The sequence below is a fragment of the Streptomyces sp. SAI-135 genome, from assembly GCF_029893805.1.
GTDB lineage: Bacteria > Actinomycetota > Actinomycetes > Streptomycetales > Streptomycetaceae > Streptomyces.
This window is the reverse complement of sequence record NZ_JARXYP010000002.1, coordinates 69387-87595: the sequence shown is the minus strand read 5'-3', so window position 1 is coordinate 87595 and position 18209 is coordinate 69387. Positions and strand designations below refer to the sequence as shown.

Below are 18209 nucleotides of genomic sequence, written 5' to 3'. Positions count from 1 at the left end.
CCGACACGCCAGCGTGAAGCCACCCCCGCCGTGTGTGCCTTCGCCCTTCTGTGGTCCTCAGGCGCGGGCATGATGGCGACCGGCCAGGTAGTCGGACCAGTTCTCGCCGGCCAGGGCTGCGAAGCGTTCCGCGGTTCTCGGCTGGATGCCGATCAAGTCGGAGAGCACGACGGGTGGCAGGTCGGCGAGCGCTTGCATCATGGCCGTGTTCCGGGCTGCGCGGGCGGGCAGGCCGTAGCGCTTGAGTTTGTCGGACAGTCCCGCAGGGTTGCGGGGGCGCCCGGGGGCTCGGCCCGGCAGCAGGTACCTGGTGGCTTCGTTGCCGTGCCGGGATCCGTCTTCGAGGTGGTCGTCGATGAGGCGGGCGAGCTTCGGTGGCAGGACGACGGGGTGGCGGATGATCGTCAGGTAGGTGTGATCCGCGTCGTGGTGGAGGTGGTCGGTGGTGAGTTCGACGATGCGGGTCAGAGGGAGGGCGTAGAGGCGGATGAGGGCTGCGGCGATGCGAACGTCCGACGGAAGCGTGGGGTCGTTCAGGCACCGGCGTAGTTCCTCGTAGTGGTCTTCTTCGATCTGGAACTGGCCGGGGAGCTGGGAGGGCGGGTGTTCGATGGTCAGGCCGGCCCGGGTGAGGTGGCGGGCGCCAGCCCAGCGGATGAAAGGGATGGAGCGGGCTCGCAGGGTGGGCCTGGAGATTGCCCAGATGTCCAGGTTTTCCTGTGTGAGGCTCTGGAGGGTGTGTTGCTGGGTGTCCAGCCAGGTGAGGAAGTCGATGGCGGCGCGGATGTTGGCGCAGTCGCCCTTGTGGGCGGTGTAGGTGTAGCGGCCGCGCGCTGAGCGCCGGCGGGCGTCGCGGATGATGTGCCACTCGGCGAACGGGCGGATCAGGGTCGCCTGATGTCCCGGCAGCTTGGCCAGCGTGCGGGCCGTCCAGTTGATGAGCAGGGCGAGGTTCTCATCGCGTGACGGAAGTAGGCCTGCGGTGGTGAGCAGGCTGCGGACGTAGGTGGTGGCGTGTCCTTGGGGCAGCGCATCAAGGGCCGCGTGGTCGAGTTCGTCGGGCGCGGTTACCAGCTGGCCCAGGAGGCGCGCGGCGGGGCTTCGGCGCAGCCAGGCCAGGACCGGGTAGGGGTTGGGAGCGTCGCTGAGTACATCGGCGAGCGGCCGCAGGGAGGCGTCGAGGGTGGTTCCGTCGCGTGAGAGCAGGCTGGTCACCTTGGCGAGAAGGGTGCAGCGTGGACAGCGGCGTCCCGGCAGGAGGTCATCCGGTTGCTGGCAGGACGAGCAGTAATCGGGCCGCTCGTCGGGGAAGGAGCACGCCTTACAGATGCGGCCGCCGTCCGGGGTGCGGCCCACGAGAATGCGCTGCCGGCCGCACATCGTGCACGATTCCGGTTGCGTCAGAGCAGCCCGGTAGCACAAGGGGCAGACGGGCCCTACCGGCCAGAACACGCCCACCTTGCGCTCCTGGCCGCACCGTGCGCACATGTGCAGCTGCCGCTTGCGGGCCTCGCGTGGGACGCACCCATCGCAGTGGAACGGTCCATTGCCGTGGTCGATGTGGTGACCGCGACGGATCCGCCCGCATACGGTGCAGAGCTTCTCCGGCCGCACGTAGCAGCGGTAGCAGATGTCGGGAGCCTCGCCTTTTGCCCGCACCCTGATGGGCGCCACCTGCTCGCAGATGCCGCACCGGCGCGCAGGGCTCGCATAGCAGGTCCCGCAGACGGGCCCGTCGGCTGTCAGCGCGTTCGCCCGCCGCCGGCGGCCACAGCGGCAGCACGTCTGGAGCTTCTTGGGGGCGCAGGTCTGGCACAGGTAGGTGCCGTCGGGCAGATGCCGGGTGGGAATCATCATCCGGCGGCAGCTGCCGCACTCCTTGCGCGAACCCGGCTCCTTCTCCTTGCACACTTGGCAGATCCGTCCGTCCGGACGTCGCGCCGCTGCCTTCGCGAGCTTGCCGCACCGCGCGCACGGGACCGCCAGGCGCCGACTGGAGCAGCCATGGCACAGCCGTCCTTCGGGTCCGGCGTACGTCGGCACCGGGTTCGTCCGTCCGCAGTCGGCGCAGGGCACCAGGCCCACTTTCTCGCCGTGGCCGCCCGCGATCAGCAGTGCGATCAGCCGTACCCCGCAGGGCGGGCAGTCCGGCGTCGGCGCACTCAGCGCGTCGGGTCTGGACGCGAGATAGCGCAGCAGGCGAAAGGCGTTCGCACCGCTCCATGCCCGCGCCTTCTCGACGAACTCCTGAGCCTGCTCCATGCCGAGGGACTCTCCGACGGCCAGGTTCAGCAGGACGATGATCCGGTCACGGGCCCCGGCCAGGTCCTCGCGCAGCCGGATCTGGTCCGGGGTCAGGTACTTCCTCACGGCGCCGGGCCCGGGCGGCGGATCGTGGTCCTGCGCTCCGTCAGCGGCAGCGGTGCCTCCTCGCCGCCCGCGGTCTTCTTCACCTGCGCGTTGATGACTGTCGGCTTGATGAGGTCGTTCGGGGTACAGCCGAAGATGTCGCACAGGGCGACCAGGGTGTCCATGCTCATCCGCTGCGGGGGCTGCGTCACCAGACGGTAGACCTGCTCACGCGACAGGATCACCCCGCGCTCGGCGAGCAGCGGGACGAGGTCGGAGGTGTGGAACATCTCCTGCTCGGCCATGATCTGCCGCAGCCGCCACTCGTAGCCCATTTTCTTGATCACGTCAGGTCCCAGTCGTCGCCGAGCCGGCGCTTCAGCGAAGCCTCCAGCAGGTGGTTGCGGTACTCGTCGGAGACACCCATGTAGATGGCAGTCGTCGAGCCGTGGGAGTGGCCGACCTGTTCCTGGACGAACCGCGCGGGGTAGCCGAACTCTGTCAGGTGCGTGATGTAGCTGTGGCGCAGACAGTGCAGATCGAGGGCTCCATCCAGACCGGCCGCGTCCCGAGCTGTGGTGAAGGCCTCGTTGATCGAGCGCGGCGACATCCGCCCGGCCCGCTCGGTCACCCACAATGCCGGATGCCGGCCCGGCGCCAGCCGAGGACGCACCTCATGCACCCACTCGCCCAGGACGTCGACCACCCAGTCCATCTCCGGCACCAGCAGCACGGTCCGCCGCTTCGGCGGCGCCCCCTTGGACGACTTCCCGTACCGCACCGCCAGCGAGCCGAACTGCCCGAACTGTGGGCTCTTCCGATGCCGTCGTAAGTCCACCAGGTCGACCATGGAGGACTCGGTGCGCCGGGTTCCGTAGGCGTAGATCGTCTTCAGCACCGCGGCGTCACGCAGCGCGGTCAGCGTCCCCTTCCGCCCGTGTCCGCGGATCTGGGCCGGCCGGGCATCGGCCGCGTCGAACAGGGCCTGGACCTCGTCGTAGGTCAGCGGCCGGCGACGAGGGTTGCCCTCGTACTCCAGCGTGTGCACCACCGAGTTGGCCTCGTGAAAGACAACCTGAGGCGCCTGCCCGAACCGCTCCCGACAGGTGTCCACCCATCCGTACCGGCGGTCCAGCAGGTACTCCACGAACAAGGTGATCGTCACCTCGTACGTCCGCGCCGTCGACATACGGATCGGATTGGCGCCGCTACGCAGGTGGGTGATGAATGCTTCGCCGTCCGCTGGAGTCCATTGCCACGGGTACAGCCCCGTGAACACCTCGAACCTGTTGATCAGACGCAGTCGCGGTTCGATCGTCGAAGCCTTCAGGAACCGGGCGTGTTGCTGCCGGGCCCAGCCCTCCTTCATCGCCGTGAACACTGCTGGCTCCGGGTCCAGATGCACAACGTTCGGAGCGAGGACGAGACTCGCCGAACCGGGTGCCTGAGCAACCATGGCGGCTGTTGTATCAAACGCATCAATGTTGCGTCTACCGCGACTGCTCTGGTCGCAGCTCCGCTGCGATGCCGACGTGGCAAGGGAGTTGGGGGAGTGATCAGCGAAAACCGCGTTTCCGGCGAGCCACAGGATGTTGCATCAACTGCAATTCATCGCGTTTTTGTACTTCAGCCAGCCCCGTGCCGACGGCCGGTAGGAGTCCGTGAGCCGTTTGAACAGAACACCTTCCATTCCGACGGACCCCCACGTCAGCCACTGCGCCACGGTCTCCGGGCTGGTGGTCGACGGACACAGCGTCCACGGCGCCGTCAAGCCGCTGGAGGCAAAGAGAGATTCGAGGGCCGCCCGTCGGCGCTGGTAGGGCCAGATCATCGTGTCGGTGCCGGACAGCCGCAGTAGGTCGAAAGCTAAAGCGCGCAGGTTCGCAGAATCTCGTTTCCGCAAAATGAGAAACTCGCGCGTGGGCCTGTGTTCCCGGCGGTATCGCGAACGGGTACGTAACTGATTCCGCTCCGCGGATTTAAGCCTGAGTGGGAGCACATGTATGAGCGGGCGGAAATCGGCCAACCAGGAGGATCAACCCTCAGTCGGCGTGGGGAGTCGAGGCTGTCCTCGCTTCACTTGGCGCCGGCCGGTGTCATGGAGGTGACACCGCCGACGAGCATGTCGAGGTTGAAGGCGTAGTACTCATCAGGGCTCACGCAATCGGCCAGTGCGTCCGCACACCAGACCACCGTCGGGTACCGACGGGGGGACAAGGCTGTGAGCGACGCTCTCTTTGCTCGAACGGCATCTTCGCGCGCCTCTTCGTCACTCGGATGCTCGCGTCCAGGCTCCGCGGTGACCAGGGCAATGACGGCACTGAGCAGATACCCGCCCACTTCTGCAGTGCGGTCCGCTGGCAGGTTGCCGAGCCGCAGTAGCGAAAGGGTGCGTTCGGTAAGGGCGAGGCCCGCCGGGGACGCGAGGACCCGCGACGACAGCAGAGGGGCGACGGCGGGGTGGGGGCGCAGGGCGGCCAGGAACGCCGCCAGGACCGCGCTCAGTTGCTGAGCCCACGGCGAGGAGTCCTCGGGCGGGAGTTCCACGTTCGCGAACAGGCGTTCCGCCATGCCGTCGAGCAGCTGGTCCTTCTCCTTGAAATGCCAGTACAGGGCGGTTGGGGTGACATTGTGCTGCTTAGCCAGCCTGCGGATGGTCACCGCCTCCAGCCCCTCGACGTCGGCGAGTGCGATTGCACTGTCCGCGATCACCTCCCGACTCAACCGCTCCTGCCGCGGGGCCGCAGTTCTTCTCATCGACGACATGTTGACAACCCTACCCTGGACGTGTGTCATGTCTGTAGTACATGAACGCTGTACAGGAACGCCGTGCAGGAACGTTGATAAGCGCGGATTCCCTGGCGGTCTGGTCCTCAGACCGCTTGCTTCAGCTCCCCTCCGCTCCGGCCCCTGGCGCGCTGGCGGGAGCTTTCCGCTGACGGAGACCTCGATGACCACAATCAGCCGCTCCGGAACACACTCCGTAAACGTCGCGGAACCCCGCCTGGACCCCGCCCTTGTGGAGCGGCTGACCGCCGGGGTGAGCGCTTCCGCAGAGCCGACGACGACCCGGGCCCCCTTCACAGGCGCGCCTCTCGCGCAGATCCCTCAGTCGACCGCCGCCGATGTGAACCAGGCGTTCGCCGCCGCCCGGGTCGCCCAGGTCGAATGGGCACGGCTCACTCCAAAGCAGCGGGCCCTGCCCTTCGCTCGGTTCCATGACGTGCTGCTCTCGCGGCAGGAAGAGATCTTGAACCTGCTGCAGTGGGAGACGGGCAAGGCCCGGCACGACGCCTTCGACGAGGTGATGGAGGCCGCTACCGCCTCCTTGTATGCGGCGCGGCAGGCACCGAAGGTGCTGCGCACGCGACGTCGGCAAGGGGCATTCCCTGTGTTCACCCGCGCGCTGGAGTCCTTCCGCCCCAAAGGCGTGGTCACGGTCATTACGCCGTGGAACTACCCGTTGGCATTGGGGCTGGACGCGATCCCGGCGCTCCTGGCGGGCAACGCGGTCGTGCACAAGCCGGACACCCAGACGGCACTGTCGACGCTGTGGCCCCGCATGGTTCTGGAGGAGCTGGGCCTGCCGAAAGGTCTGTGGCAGGTCGTGCTCGGTGAACCGGCCGTGATCGGGGATGCGTTGATCGACGGCGCCGACTTCGTCAGCTTCACCGGTTCAACCCGGGCGGGGCGCTCCATCGCCGGACGTGCGGCGGAACGTCTGATCGGCTGCTCCCTGGAGCTCGGTGGCAAGAACCCGATGGTCGTGCTGGACGACGCCGACTTGGATGCCGCCGTCGAGTCGGCAGTTCGCGGCTGCTTCGGCAACTCGGGGCAGATGTGTGTCGGGATCGAGCGCATTTACGTCCACGCCAATGTCTACGACGGCTTCCTGGCGCGGTTCGCCTCCAGGGTGGAGCGAATGACGCTCCGACCGGACTTCGACTTCGCCACCGACATGGGGTCGCTCACCAATTCCCGGCAACTGGCGCACGTCCAAGAGCATGTGGAGGCGGCACTCGCAGCCGGCGCACGGGTCGTGACCGGGGGCCGAGTACGTCCCGACCTGGGTCCGCTGTTCTACGAGCCCACCATCCTGACCGGAGTCCCCGAAGACACCCCCGTGCGCGATGAGGAGACTTTCGGGCCGGTCGTCTCCGTCTACCGGGTCGGCTCGGACGACGAAGCCGTACTCGCGGCCAACGACAGCCCCTACGGCCTCAACGCGGCCGTTTACGGCCGAAGTGAGGCACGGGCACGCACGCTGGCCGCACGTATCCAGGCGGGCACGGTCAACATCAACGAGGGTTACGCATCCGCCTATGCCTCGCAGGGCGCGTCCATGGGCGGCATGAAGTCCTCGGGTGTCGGCCGTCGTCACGGCCCCGCCGGGCTGGTGAAGTACACCGAGCCGCAGACGGTCGCCAGTCAGCGACTGCTCGGCTTCGACCCGCCCTTCGGGATGAGCAGGGCGCGTCAGGTCGCCCTGTTCACCACCTCGCTGCGCATCTTGAAGATGCTGCGAATCCGTTGACCCCTAGACCCTTTCCCCACCTACCCAAAGATCATTGAGGAGCCGTCATGAAAGTTCTTGTCACTGCAGCAACCGGATACCTCGGGCGTGCGGTCGCCCAGCGTCTGCAGAGCGCCGGCCACCACGTCTCCGCCATGGCGCGCTCCGAGGCCAGTCTGCGCGCCGTGACGGCTGCCGGGTTCCAGCCCGTGCGGGGCGACCTAACCGACCCGCTGTCTGTGCGTGCCGCGGTCGCCGAGGTCGATGCGGTCATCGAGACTGCCGCTGCCGATAATGAGAGTGCCACCGAGATCCTGCTGGAAGCCGTAACGGGGACCGCGAAGCGCTACGTGCGCACCAGCGGCACCTCGGTGTTCACCGAACTGTCCGGTGGCGAGTCGAGCGATACGGTGCATGCCGAGGACCCGGCATTTGAGCCGATTCCGCCGGTGCAGCACCGCTTCAGCCTGGACCGCCGGGTCGTCGCTGCTGCTGCAACCGGAACGCACACCGTGGTGCTGCGGCCCGGCATGATCTACGGAGGAGGCGGGAGCGAGCAACTGCCTGTACTCCTGCGTGCGGCCATGCGCGATCGCGTGAGCCGGTACATGGGATCTGGGCTGAACCGCTACCCCAACGTGTTCCTTGACGACGTCGCCCAGGCTTACGTGCTGGCGGTGGAATCGGCGCCTGCCGGGGGCGAATACAACATTGCCGCTGATGAGGCAACGATGCGGGAGATCGCTGAGGGCATCGCACAGGTGCTTGGGCTGGAGCCGGCTGTCTCGGCCACGATGGAGGAGATGAGCGAGGCGATCGGACTGCTGTACGCGCTGGGCCTGTCCAGTAATGCCCGCGTGGACGCTTCCAAGATTCGCGCTGAACTGGGCTGGACGCCACAGGGACCCTCGCTGTTCGACGACCTGGTGCACGGGTCCTACCAGAAGGTGTGGGGGCACCGGGAGGTAAGTCTGCAAACCGGGGATGTGTCGCGGTGAGCGGCGCCAGGCCCATCAGGCGCACCACACCGCTGGCCGGTGAGATCATCGCTACGGACTTCGTCGGCTGGAGCCCGGCCCTTCGGCAGGAGTTCGTGGTCAACGCGATGAACGTCCAGGTCGGCTCCGAGGTCCTGTCGGAGACTGATGAACTGAAGGTGTGGCACATCCACGTGCCGCCGGGCGGGCGGCTGGCCGCTCACCGGCACATGCTGGATTACTTCTGGACGGCCTTGACCGATGGAGTCAGCATCCAGCACACGGACGACGGCACCACTCGGAGAGTCTCCTACCAAGCAGGCGACACGCGGCACTTCGCCTTCCCCGGCGAGGAGTACCTGCTGCATGACCTGTGCAATGACGGCCCGGCCGAGCTGCGGTTTCTCACGGTCGAGCACAAGCTACCCCGCTTGCGCTGACCAGAGGAGTGACATGGCATGCGGAAGTCAGACACCTGTTGCTTCGAGTAGGCCAACAGGATCGCGAGCGTGTGCCTCGGAATTTCCCTAGGAGACGGGGCAACTGCGTAGCGACAGTGCCGGGTTTGCCGAACAGCGGGCGTCTTCGAGCTTCCCCCTGTTTCTGCCTCGGCCCAGCCCCGCCGCCGGATCCTTCCTGCGGTTTCGTTCTTGCTGCGGACTCGGCGGCCTGACGCCGGGCCGCGCACGTCCTCTCGGGCCTCGTCCAGGCGGAGATGGTGGACGCCGTCCTGTTCGGCGGCCCCGTCTCTGGCCTGGCCGCCGTCCGGTACCAAGCAGGAAGGGCCGCTCAGGATCTGCTCGCGCTCGCTGAGACGGGGCGGCTCCCACTTGGTTTTCAATGTGTGCCGTAGCCGTTCTGCGGGCTTGTCAGGCCGTTGCGCCACGCCCATGCGATCAGCGCACCGCGGTCCTCCAGCGCGAGTTTGGCCAGCAGGTGATTGAGGTGCGTCTTGACCGTCGCCTCGCTGATCACCAGATCACGGGCCACCTGACGGTTGTTGCGGCCTTCGGCGACCAGCCGCAGTACGTCGATCTCGCGGCGCGTCAGCCCGGCCGACGCGCCGGGCTCGTCGTTCGCCCGCCGTAGGGGCGGTGAGGCGGAGTCCTGCTGCTGGGTGACGAGTTCGACGAGGCGCCGCTGTACCGCGGGATCCAGTGCGGTACGACGGGCAGCGACGTCCCGTACGGCGGCCAGCACAGCCTCGCCTGTGGCGTCCTTGGTGAGATATCCGGCTGCTCCGGCCCGCAGCGCAGGCAGCACCGCATCGTCGTCCGCATAGGTGGTCAGCACCAGGACCCGCGCGCCGATCCCCGCGGCCAACACCCGCTCCGTCACCCCGGTGCCGTCCAGCCCCGGCATCCGCAGATCCACGACCACAACATCGGGACGCGTGCGCACCGCCAGGTTGACCGCGTCCAGACCGTTGTCCGCCTGCCCGACCACTTCGATGTCCTCGGCCGAACCGAGCAGCAGCACCACCCCGTCGCGCACGACGGCCTGGTCGTCGGCGACGACCACCCGGATGGTCACGTGCTCTCCTTCCCTACGCGGCCCAGCCCGCCGTCCGTGCCCAAGCCGTCCACCATTGTCTCCCCCACACGGCCGCCGCCGACCCCGGCGTCGAGCGTGGCGGGGCCGTCTCCCGTCGGCACCGCGGCGGGCACACGCAGCACGATCCGCCAGCCCGGCCCCTCCGGCGCGGGGCCAGTGCTGAGCGAACCCCCGACGGCTTCGATCCGCTCACTCATGCCACGCAGTCCCGTGCCGCTTCCCCGCACTCCCGTCGGGACACCGCGGGGAGGCAGCCCGTAATCGCGGACAGCGAGGCGCAGTTGGTCCGGCTCCCAGGCCACGTTCACATCGACGGGACTACCCGTGGCGTAGCGCGCCGCATTCGTCAGTGCTTCCTGCACGGCGCGGTAGACCGCGTGGCCCCCCTCCGGCGACAGCCTGCCCGCCTGGCCGGCGACCCGCATCCGGACCGTGCCGGGGTAGTGCTCGACCAAGGCAGCGAGGTCGTCCACGCCGCGCAGCGGGCCACCGCGCAGCGCTCCCACCGCTGCCCGCACCTCCTGCACGCCGTCCCGCGCCAGATCAGCAGCCCGGTCAAGCGGCCCTGTCAGGGACTTGCCGACCCCCTCCCGGGCGGCGACCGCTCGCAGGCCCTGGAGCTGCATCGACAGAGCGGCCAAACTGTGCGCCAGCACATCGTGCATTTCCCGGACGATCCGGGTGCGCTCCTCCATGGCTGCCGCCTCCTTCTGCGCCTCGCGCGACGCCTCCACCTCCGCGAGGAGCGCTATCGCACGGTTGCGTTCGGCCTCCAGCGCGGCGTGCTCGACAAATCGGTCGGCCAGGATCCACGCGGCGGCACCCGCCAGCAGGCCGGCCCAGCTACCGGTGATGATCATGATCAGCACGCCGAACCCGGTGGCCACCGCGGCCATCACCGCAGCCCGGGCCGGACCGGGAGCGATCCGGGTGGGAAGGAACGCGACACCGAACAGGATCGGCACCTCGCCCAGCCCCGCGGGCGCCAGGGCGGTGATCGCGAATCCGGTGACGATCGTCAGCGACAAGCCCACGACCGCCTGCCGTGCCGAGGAGGCGCGCTGGCCCCAAAGGGTTCCCACCACGGCCACCGCCCCGAGGACACCGACGATCACTTTGCCCCAGGTGCCGGGCGCGGCAGGCACGGACACCGCGACGCTGATCAGCATGGCCACCGCACCCACCAGTCCGCGCCGCTCCCGCAGCCTCTCGTGGGGCCTGGTGGTGGCATCCGGGACATTCATCATCGCCGCTCTTCCCTTCCTCGTCCGCTCACAGCCAATAGGGCCATGCCCCCGACGACGCGCACCGCACCACCGGGCCCATCCGCCCAGGTGGGGGACGCAGGCCCGGAGGTGCGAACGGTGAGCCCAGGAGTTCACGCGGCCTTCGGCGCCGCTGTTTCCTTGCGCGCCACGGCCGCCCATGCGGTACCGACGCCCGCCACAGTCAGCCAGGCGGCCTGCGGCCAGATGCCGATGCGCTCCCAGACACCCAGACCGACATGCAGGAGGGACCCGGAATCCGCAGCCATGCCGGTGGCTGCGATACCGACGACAGCAGCGACGAACACCAGGATGCTCAGCACCCCGCTCAGGGCGTGGCCACGGCGCAGACGCCGAAGACCGATGACGGCCATGCCCGCACCCCCGACCACCGTGTGGATCAGGGCCCCCAGCGCATGGACCGTCAGGTTCGTGTCCTCGGGCCACACGCCGACCAGGACGGTGCCCAGGCCGCCGACGGCCAAGAGCACGTTCCCCGTCAGGTGCCCGCGCTCGGCGGTCAGCAGCGCCCCTACGGCCCAGGTCACGCCCCACAGGACGATCGACACGTTCATCACCGAGTGCGCCGGTGAGCAGACGTAGGGACCGGTGCCGGACGGGAACCGGGCGCAGTGCAATGCCCCGAGGTCACTGATGAAGTTCCTGCTCAGTGAGTATGGCGTCCGCCACCCCGCGGCCACGGCAGCCTGCACGAGGAACCACTGGAACGACGAGAACAGCAAGAACGCGCCTGCCATGCGACGCCCGGTGACCGCCGTGCCGGGGGCCCCGGCACGCGCTAGGGACGAGCGGGTACGTGCGTGAGGTGTGAACGACCTGTCCGAAACAGCCATGGGATGCACCTTCTTCTGCCCTACAGGATCACGTCACACAGGTGAAGGGGCGAGCGATCGCTGCAGGTGGCGGGCGGGAACACACCCCATCCTGCGCAACCTGCCCACGCCCGACATCGCACCGCGGGTCGACAGCGGGTGGAAGTGCCGCCGCCCAAGGCGCGTTTCTCCACCCCTGGGTGGAGACGGTCCGGACGTGCGGCCGGCTGCACGTGATCAGCCTGACGGGAGTGGTAGTCGCCCTGACTGCGCTCGATCTCCGGATCACGCTCGATCGCCCACTCCGCCGGAGCCACGTTCACTAAGCTGCGCCCGATCGGAGTGAGTTCGTACTCCACCCGCGGCGACACCTCCGGCCGCAGACCGTGCGGACAACGAGCCCGCCCTGCTCCAAGTGCGCGGCGTCAGCATCTGTCCTGCGGGCCTGCCGTCGGAGTGGGTTTCCCTGGCTCGGCCTGCGTGTTCAGTTCGCCGGCTTCATCATCGCCCCGACGGTGAGGGCGGCACGCCGACGGGTGAGCAGTCGAACCGACAGGGCCTGGAGGTGGTTGCGGCGACCGCTGATGATGCTTGGAGGCGGGTTGCGTCGGTCGAGGGTGTGCAGGGCCTTCTCAACGACCTGCCGGGGCGTTTGGAGCACGGTGTTGCCTGAGGCATTGGTCGTGCCGATGACGTCGAAGAACTCAGTTTGCGTCGGGCCCGGAGACAGTGCGAGCACCTTGAGACCTGTGCCAACCGACTCAAACCACAGAGCCTCGGTGAAGTTCAGCACGAACGCCCTGGTCGCGCCGTAGACGGCCAGGAGCGGGTTGGGCTGGTAAGCGGCGTTGCTGGCCACGTTGATGAGGATGCCGATGCCAGCCTGTCGTAGGCGCTCGATGTACGCCCGGCTGATGCTGACAACACTGGCCACGTTCACGGTGATCTCGTCGCCGAGCCGGTCAGCGTCTTCCATGTGGAACGCACCGTAGGTCCCGAATCCGGCGTTGTTGATCAGGCTTGTGACGCGCAGACCGAGTCGGTCGGTCTCCTCGAGCAGTGTCTGCCCGGCATGCGGCAGGCTGAGATCGGCAGCGATCGCTGTCACCATGACGCCGTGCTCGGTGGAGAGCGCCTCCGCCAGCTTTTCCAGCCGGTCCTTCCGTCGGGCCACCAGCACCAGGTCCGAGCCCCGGGCGGCGAGCCGGCGGGCGAACTCCGCTCCCAGGCCCGCACTGGCGCCGGTGATGAGTGTGGTCTGTCCCTGATAGTCGACGGCGTGCATGCAATCCCTCTCATTGTTTGCGGTCCCTCCTTCGTCCACTGCTTCGGTACGGAGGAGGGCATCATCGACGGCGAACTCACGTAGATCGCCTTCGTCTCTTGCTGCGTTGGATGCCCAGCCGGCCGACGAACTGCCTGGTGCGGGCGGTGCTGTCAGACCTTCGGTGTCTAGCCGGGCCAGTTGCGAGCCGTGCGGCGTGGTCTCGTACGAAGAGTGACCGGCGGGATGAACTGGCAGCCGACTTCCGCCCTGGGCGACACCACCGCGAGGCGGGCGCGCCGATCGGCCTTGAAGCTCCGTGTCAGGGTCCGGCCACGCTCCGCCGGGGATCGTCCGGCAGCGGTGGCCGACCGGCCTGCAAGTAGCCGACCTGCCCCCTTCGTGTGCCCATCACCTTAATCTGGATTATGCTAGATTACATAATCGTGAGCTCCTGAAGGGTGAGTGAGATGGGGAAGGCGAAACCGTCGACTCGGCAGCTGATGCTCGACAGCACGATCGGGCTGTTGCAGCGGCAGAGTGCCGGAGCGGTGACTCTTGACGCCGTCCTGGCTGACAGTGGCGCTCCGCGCGGTTCCGTGTACTACCACTTTCCCGGCGGCCGCAACGAGCTGCTCACGGCAGCCGTCGAACTGGCCGGGGAGCGCCTGCGGGAGACGATGGAACGGGCGAGCGACGGTGCCGGTCCGCAGGAGGCGCTGACCGCGTTCGCCGACTTCTGGAAAAGCAGACTCACTGCTTCCGGCTTCCGTGCGGGCTGCCCGATCGTCGCCGCAGCTGTTGACGACGAGCATCTCGTCCCGGAAGCGAAGGAGGCCGTCAGGAGCGTTTTCGCGCGCTGGAGCGATCTCCTGGTGACAGCGTTCATGCGGGCGGGACGCACACCCGAGCGGGCCGCATCGCTGGCCACGCTCGGAATCTCCGCGGTGGAGGGCGCTGTGCTTTTGTGCCGCCTCCAAGGCAGCCTGCAGCCACTCGACGACGTGGTCGCGGAACTGGCCCCCCTGCTTGCCTGAGGCAGGTCCTGGTCGTCCGCCTGCAGCGGGCGGCCGAAGCGATGCCGGAGCCTCAGACCCGGTCCGAAAGGCCGCTACCAGCGGGCTGTCGGTGCAGTCTCTGCCGACGTGGTCCTGCGCCGCTCAGGCGGCCGCGGCGTACAACCCCCAGCCGGGGCGCTCATCTCTCCCATGAGCGGAGGGCAGCCGGTCTTGCTTCCTCGCCAGGAAGTGAGCAGTTTCGACAATCTTCAGAATCTTGGGAGTGACCATGGTGCGTGTACTTGTCGTCGGCGCCGGAGCGGTCGGCGGCCACTTCGGAACCCTGCTCGCCCGCGCAGGGGTGGATGTGACGTTTCTGGTGCGCGCAGCGCGCGCCGAGCGCCTGCGGTCGGAGGGCATCACCCTCGTCGGCGCCGACGGAACGAGGACGACGACGCCCGTCCCCACCATCACCGCGCAGACATTGCGCGAGCCGTTCGACGTCGTAATCCTCGCCGTGAAGTCCACCGCCGTCGCCGCGGCCCTGGAAGACATGGCCCCCGCAGTGGGTCCCGGCACAAGTGTCGTGCCGCTACTCAACGGCATCGACCATCTCGACGCCATCGGCGACCGTTTCGGCGCTCGGCACCTGCTGGGCGGCGTCTGTCTGGTGGCCACGCAGTTGGACACCGACGGTGCCATACGGCAGCTCACGCCCGCCGCAAGGATCACCGTCGGGGAACTGTCGGGCTCGGTCACGGACCGGGTGGAAGCCATCACCAAGACGTTCGCGCCGGCCCCCTTCGAGACGGTCGCCTCCACCACGATCCAACAGGACATGTGGGAAAAGTGGCTGTTCATGGGAGCCGGAGGAGCGGCAACTGTGCTGCTCGGCGGTCACGTCGGCCAGATCAACCCCGTCACGGACGGCACCGACGCGATCCGGGACGTCATCGCGGAGACGGCCTCGGTACTGGAAGCTGCCGGCCATCCCGCCCGGGGCGACGCGGTCGCCCAGGTCACCTCGACGCTGACCTCTCCCGGCTCGGCGTTCGCCACCTCGCTGTACCGCGACTTCCGACACAACCAGACCACCGAGGTCGAGCCGATCATCGGTGGCCTGTGCCGGGTCGCGGCCCAGCATGGCTTGTCCGTACCGCTGCTGCGTGCAGCGGCCGTACGGCTGCGTGTTCACGAGGCCGCACTCGCCTGACGCGCCGCCGCGACATACAGCGGCGACCGACTGGCACCGGCCGGCCTCACCATTCGCGATCGGCATCGACGACCGCACACACCGAAGAGCTGAGGAACCTCAATGAAGCCAGGGCTGCAGTTTCAGTTGGACGGGGATGCTGCGGAGAGGTACGACGCCCACTCCCTGCCTCTGATGGCACCGTTCGTGGCGGCTCTGGCGAGTGAAGTCGGCGAAGGCGACGCGGTCCTCGACCTGGCGTGCGGCACTGGCTACTTGACCTTTGCCGCGGCCGAGCGGGCCGGAGCATCCGGCCGGGTGGTCGGAGTGGACGTCAACCAGGCCATGCTCGATGTCGCCGCACGCCGTCTTGTCCCGCCGACCACGCTGGTGCGCGCGCCCGCCGACGCGATGCCGTTCGCCGACGCGGAGTTCGATGTGGTGGTGTGCCAGCAGGGTCTTCAGTTCTTCCCCGACCTGTGCGCTGCACTGACCGAGATCGGTCGAGTGCTGCGCCCGGGCGGGCGCCTTGCCGCCACGGCGTGGGCGCCGCGCGGTCGGTCTCCCTACCATGAGGCGCAGGGCCAGGCGGCGCGGGCCGCCGACCCTGGACACACCGACGACTCCGCGCCGCCTGCGGCGTTCGCCCTGACCAAGCAGCGGTTTCTCCAGGCGGCGACAGCCGCGGGCCTCGTGCACCTGGCGGCCGAGGAAATCACCGCCGACGTTGTGCTGCCTGCCCTGCCGGCGTTCGCCGCCGCACACCTCACAGCCCTGCCCTTCGGCGCGGAGATCGCGAGCAGGGCCCCCGACACGATCCCGGTGATCGCCCAAGCCATCACCGACAGCCTCAGTGCCTACCAGACTCCCGAAGGATTCAAGGTTCCTTTCGTCTCCAACCTGCTGACGGCCCGCAAGCCGAGCTGAACCCTCACCCCGATCTGGCAGCGGAGGGGAGGCGGAAGACACGCGACGGAACACAAAACCACCTCGACGTGCAGGCGGGAGAACCACGGCGCCCGACCGAGTCAGACCTTCCGATATGCGCTGACACCGACCAGCAGCGGCGCCGGGGCAGTCCGGTCGCGTGCCCGTTGGATGCCCGTCCGGCCGGCCCGCAACGGCATGCTCTGCAGTCCTGCGGCTGCACAGGAGGCAGGTTTCAGGGCACAGAGCCCACTGGGCCAAGCCGTCCAACCGCGCTGTTCTCGAGCACGCTGTCAGATCTGGTCCCGCTGGGTGGGTTCGTGCTGAGCAACTGCCTGTTCGAGAAGCGAACGGAACAGATGCACGTCAGGATTACTGGTACTGCCGGAACGGACGACGGTGCAGATGGTGCGGGTGACCGGCGCGAGCAGGGGATGCAGGCTGACCCCGTCGTGAGATTCGGGGATGGCCAGACGGGGAGCCAGTGCGACGCCGGCGTCCGCGGCGACAAGAGCCACCAGTACCGCGAAGTCGCTGCTGCGGACCCGGATGTCGGGGACGAAGCCCGCCGTCCCGCAGGTCCGCTGGATCATCTCGTAACAGGAAACCTCAGGACTGGGGGTGAGCCACGGGGCGTCAGCGAGCCGGGCCAGGTCCGCCGGCTGCCCGGGGGACAGCCCGAGACTGCGGGCGCGGTCCGGGTGCAGGCACAGCAGCACAGGATCTTCCATGAGAACGTCCTGGCGACTGTTCTGCGGGAAATTGCGGGGCAGCACCGTATAACTGTGAGCCACGACCACGTCGGCCCGGTGCTTTTGCAGCGCCTCCAGCGCCTGGTCTGGTTCCTGCTCGTCGAGCCGGACCGTGAGCCTGGGCGCTGTCTCGCCCACGGGCCGGGCGAGCAACTGGTACACGCGGGGCAGCAGTGTGCGCGCGACAGAAGCGAAGGCAGTCACGCGCAGCACCCCGTGATGCCCGCCCCGCAGGGCGGCCAGATCTGACTCCGCGGCGGCGAGGTCGCCGAGGATCACCTCCGCGTGCGCCACCAGGAGTTCACCGGCAGGGGTCAGGCACAGCCTGCGTCCACGCTTTTCGACCACCGGCACGCCGGCCTCGCGCTCCAGGACAGCCAGCTGCTGCGACACAGCCGGGCCGGTCAGGTGCAGCGCGTCGGCCGTGGCGGCGATCGTCCCGTATGCGGCCAGGTGCTGCAGCATGCGCAGCCGTCGTACATCAAGCATGGAGACCTCTTCAGTGGCGTTGCCGTGTTGCGCGGGCGTCGAGTGCAACCGGCTCACGGCTCGCAGGCTTGATCGCGCCGCCACGGGTGGGGTCGGCCGCGAGTGATCCTGATGCAGGCGCGGCCGGCCCGGGCTTTTTGGCCGTGCGGTGGTTGATCAGGACGACGCCCGCCACGCTGATCGCTCCTCCAGCCAGTTCGAGGGGGAGAGGCTTCTCTCCCAGCCAGACGAAGGAGACCACCAAGGCCACAGGCGGTACCAGATACAGGGCCGCGGTGGAGGCTGCCATGGGCAGCCGGGCAACCGCGTACCCCCAGATGACGAATCCGAGCGCAGAAGGAAGCAGGCCCAGGAAAACCGCTGCCCACACGGCGCCTGCCGGGGCGCCAACCGTTGCCTTCGCGGCCTCGGGAGCGAGTGGCAGGGCGAAGACGGTGCCTGCGGCCATCGCATAGGTGGCCACCTCCAGCCCGCTGTAACGCTTCAGCAGCGGCTTGCTGGCGAAGTGGTACACGCCTTGGACGACGGCCGCGGCCAGCACCACAAGCGAGGCCGCGCTGAAGCCGGAGAACCCCTTGGCCAAGGTGACGACCGCGGTGCCCGCGATGGCGATCAGACTCCCGACGACGACGTTCCGGGTCAGGGACTCGGACAGGAACGCACTGGCCAAAAGCACACTGAACACAGGTGCGATCGCGATCAGGAGGCTGGCTGTGCCGGCGGCGACGTGCACCTCTCCCCAGTTGAGAAGGACCTGGTAGGCGGTCATACCGGTCAAGCCGCACAACGCGATCAGCGGGAGATCCCGCCGACGGGGCAGGCGCACGCCTGCGAACGGGGACATGGCAAGCAGCGCCACGGCAGCGACCGCCAGCCGCAGGAAGGACAACGCGGCCACGCCGAGTCCGTCCACGCCCACGCGGATGGCAGGGAAGGCGCAGGCCCACAGCACGACAGTGCCGACCAAAGCAAGAAACTGGGGGGACGCAGCTCGTGTTCTCACCCCTTCAACGTGACACCCTGCGGGCAAAAGATCCATTTAGTATAAATTGGCGAAGCGCATAATTTCCCTTACGCATCGCGCTGACCTTTGGAA

General features: G+C 68.2%; 17 protein-coding genes. 6 read left to right on the top strand and 11 right to left on the bottom strand.

Going from position 1 to position 18209, the window contains the following annotated elements:
- Window positions 1-57: 57 nt before the first annotated feature.
- The 5 genes from M2163_RS05145 to M2163_RS05125 form a co-directional block, all read right to left on the bottom strand.
- Window positions 58-2370: an XRE family transcriptional regulator gene (locus tag M2163_RS05145; protein ID WP_280893215.1), complete on the bottom strand. Its 2313-nt coding sequence runs from the start codon at window positions 2368-2370 to the stop codon at window positions 58-60.
- Window positions 2367-2696: a helix-turn-helix transcriptional regulator gene (locus M2163_RS05140; protein ID WP_280893214.1), complete on the bottom strand. Its 330-nt coding sequence runs from the start codon at window positions 2694-2696 to the stop codon at window positions 2367-2369. Before M2163_RS05140 ends, M2163_RS05145 begins: the two co-directional genes overlap by 4 nt.
- Entirely contained in the window at window positions 2693-3805 is a 1113-nt protein-coding gene (locus M2163_RS05135) for a tyrosine-type recombinase/integrase (RefSeq protein ID WP_280893213.1), read from the bottom strand. The genes M2163_RS05140 and M2163_RS05135 overlap by 4 nt, the downstream gene beginning before the upstream one ends.
- 141 nt (window positions 3806-3946) lie before the next feature.
- Complete coding sequence (locus tag M2163_RS05130; protein WP_280897206.1) at window positions 3947-4348, bottom strand: hypothetical protein; 402 nt, start codon at window positions 4346-4348, stop codon at window positions 3947-3949.
- Window positions 4349-4425: 77 nt separating this feature from the next.
- Window positions 4426-5115, bottom strand: coding sequence for a TetR/AcrR family transcriptional regulator (locus M2163_RS05125; RefSeq protein WP_280893212.1), 690 nt, complete (start codon window positions 5113-5115; stop codon window positions 4426-4428).
- Here M2163_RS05125 and M2163_RS05120 point away from each other — a divergent pair.
- The 3 genes from M2163_RS05120 to M2163_RS05110 are packed head-to-tail and all read left to right on the top strand — an operon-like array spanning window position 5003 to window position 8279.
- Window positions 5003-6883 carry a succinic semialdehyde dehydrogenase gene (locus M2163_RS05120; protein ID WP_348542153.1) on the top strand — a complete coding sequence of 627 codons (1881 nt, stop codon included), beginning with the start codon at window positions 5003-5005 and terminating at the stop codon, window positions 6881-6883. The two genes, M2163_RS05125 and M2163_RS05120, sit on opposite strands and share 113 nt — an antisense overlap.
- A 47-nt stretch (window positions 6884-6930) precedes the next feature.
- Window positions 6931-7860 carry an NAD-dependent epimerase/dehydratase family protein gene (locus tag M2163_RS05115; protein WP_280893211.1) on the top strand — a complete coding sequence of 310 codons (930 nt, stop codon included), beginning with the start codon at window positions 6931-6933 and terminating at the stop codon, window positions 7858-7860.
- Window positions 7857-8279: a hypothetical protein gene (locus M2163_RS05110; RefSeq protein ID WP_280893210.1), complete on the top strand. Its 423-nt coding sequence runs from the start codon at window positions 7857-7859 to the stop codon at window positions 8277-8279. Before M2163_RS05115 ends, M2163_RS05110 begins: the two co-directional genes overlap by 4 nt.
- Before the next feature lie 397 nt (window positions 8280-8676).
- Here the strand turns inward: M2163_RS05110 and M2163_RS05105 are convergent, their stop codons facing one another.
- The 4 genes from M2163_RS05105 to M2163_RS05090 form a co-directional block, all read right to left on the bottom strand.
- Window positions 8677-9372 (bottom strand): response regulator transcription factor, encoded by a 696-nt coding sequence (locus M2163_RS05105; protein ID WP_280893209.1) that lies wholly within the window; start codon window positions 9370-9372, stop codon window positions 8677-8679.
- Window positions 9369-10562: a sensor histidine kinase gene (locus M2163_RS05100; protein WP_280897204.1), complete on the bottom strand. Its 1194-nt coding sequence runs from the start codon at window positions 10560-10562 to the stop codon at window positions 9369-9371. Before M2163_RS05100 ends, M2163_RS05105 begins: the two co-directional genes overlap by 4 nt.
- Window positions 10563-10771: 209 nt before the next feature.
- On the bottom strand, window positions 10772-11416 hold the full coding sequence (locus M2163_RS05095) for a DUF998 domain-containing protein (protein WP_280893208.1): 645 nt from the start codon (window positions 11414-11416) through the stop codon (window positions 10772-10774).
- Window positions 11417-11975: 559 nt separating this feature from the next.
- Window positions 11976-12776, bottom strand: coding sequence for an SDR family NAD(P)-dependent oxidoreductase (locus tag M2163_RS05090; RefSeq protein ID WP_280893207.1), 801 nt, complete (start codon window positions 12774-12776; stop codon window positions 11976-11978).
- A 482-nt stretch (window positions 12777-13258) separates the two neighbouring features.
- Here M2163_RS05090 and M2163_RS05085 point away from each other — a divergent pair, with 482 nt between their 5' ends.
- The 3 genes from M2163_RS05085 (at window position 13259) to M2163_RS05075 (ending at window position 15872) form a co-directional block, all read left to right on the top strand.
- The gene (locus M2163_RS05085) at window positions 13259-13792 is read left to right on the top strand and encodes a TetR/AcrR family transcriptional regulator (RefSeq protein WP_280893206.1); all 534 of its coding nucleotides are present in this window, start codon (window positions 13259-13261) and stop codon (window positions 13790-13792) included.
- A gap of 250 nt (window positions 13793-14042) precedes the next feature.
- Window positions 14043-14966, top strand: coding sequence for a ketopantoate reductase family protein (locus M2163_RS05080; protein ID WP_280893205.1), 924 nt, complete (start codon window positions 14043-14045; stop codon window positions 14964-14966).
- A gap of 174 nt (window positions 14967-15140) precedes the next feature.
- The gene (locus M2163_RS05075) at window positions 15141-15872 is read left to right on the top strand and encodes a methyltransferase domain-containing protein (RefSeq protein ID WP_280893204.1); all 732 of its coding nucleotides are present in this window, start codon (window positions 15141-15143) and stop codon (window positions 15870-15872) included.
- 293 nt (window positions 15873-16165) lie between these two features.
- Here the strand turns inward: M2163_RS05075 and M2163_RS05070 are convergent, their stop codons facing one another.
- Both M2163_RS05070 and M2163_RS05065 read right to left on the bottom strand, forming a co-directional pair.
- Window positions 16166-17113, bottom strand: a complete 948-nt coding sequence (locus tag M2163_RS05070) for a LysR family transcriptional regulator (protein ID WP_280893203.1) — start codon at window positions 17111-17113, stop codon at window positions 16166-16168.
- Window positions 17114-17123: 10 nt separating this feature from the next.
- Window positions 17124-18080: a DMT family transporter gene (locus tag M2163_RS05065; RefSeq protein WP_280893202.1), complete on the bottom strand. Its 957-nt coding sequence runs from the start codon at window positions 18078-18080 to the stop codon at window positions 17124-17126.
- Window positions 18081-18209 lie beyond the last annotated feature (129 nt).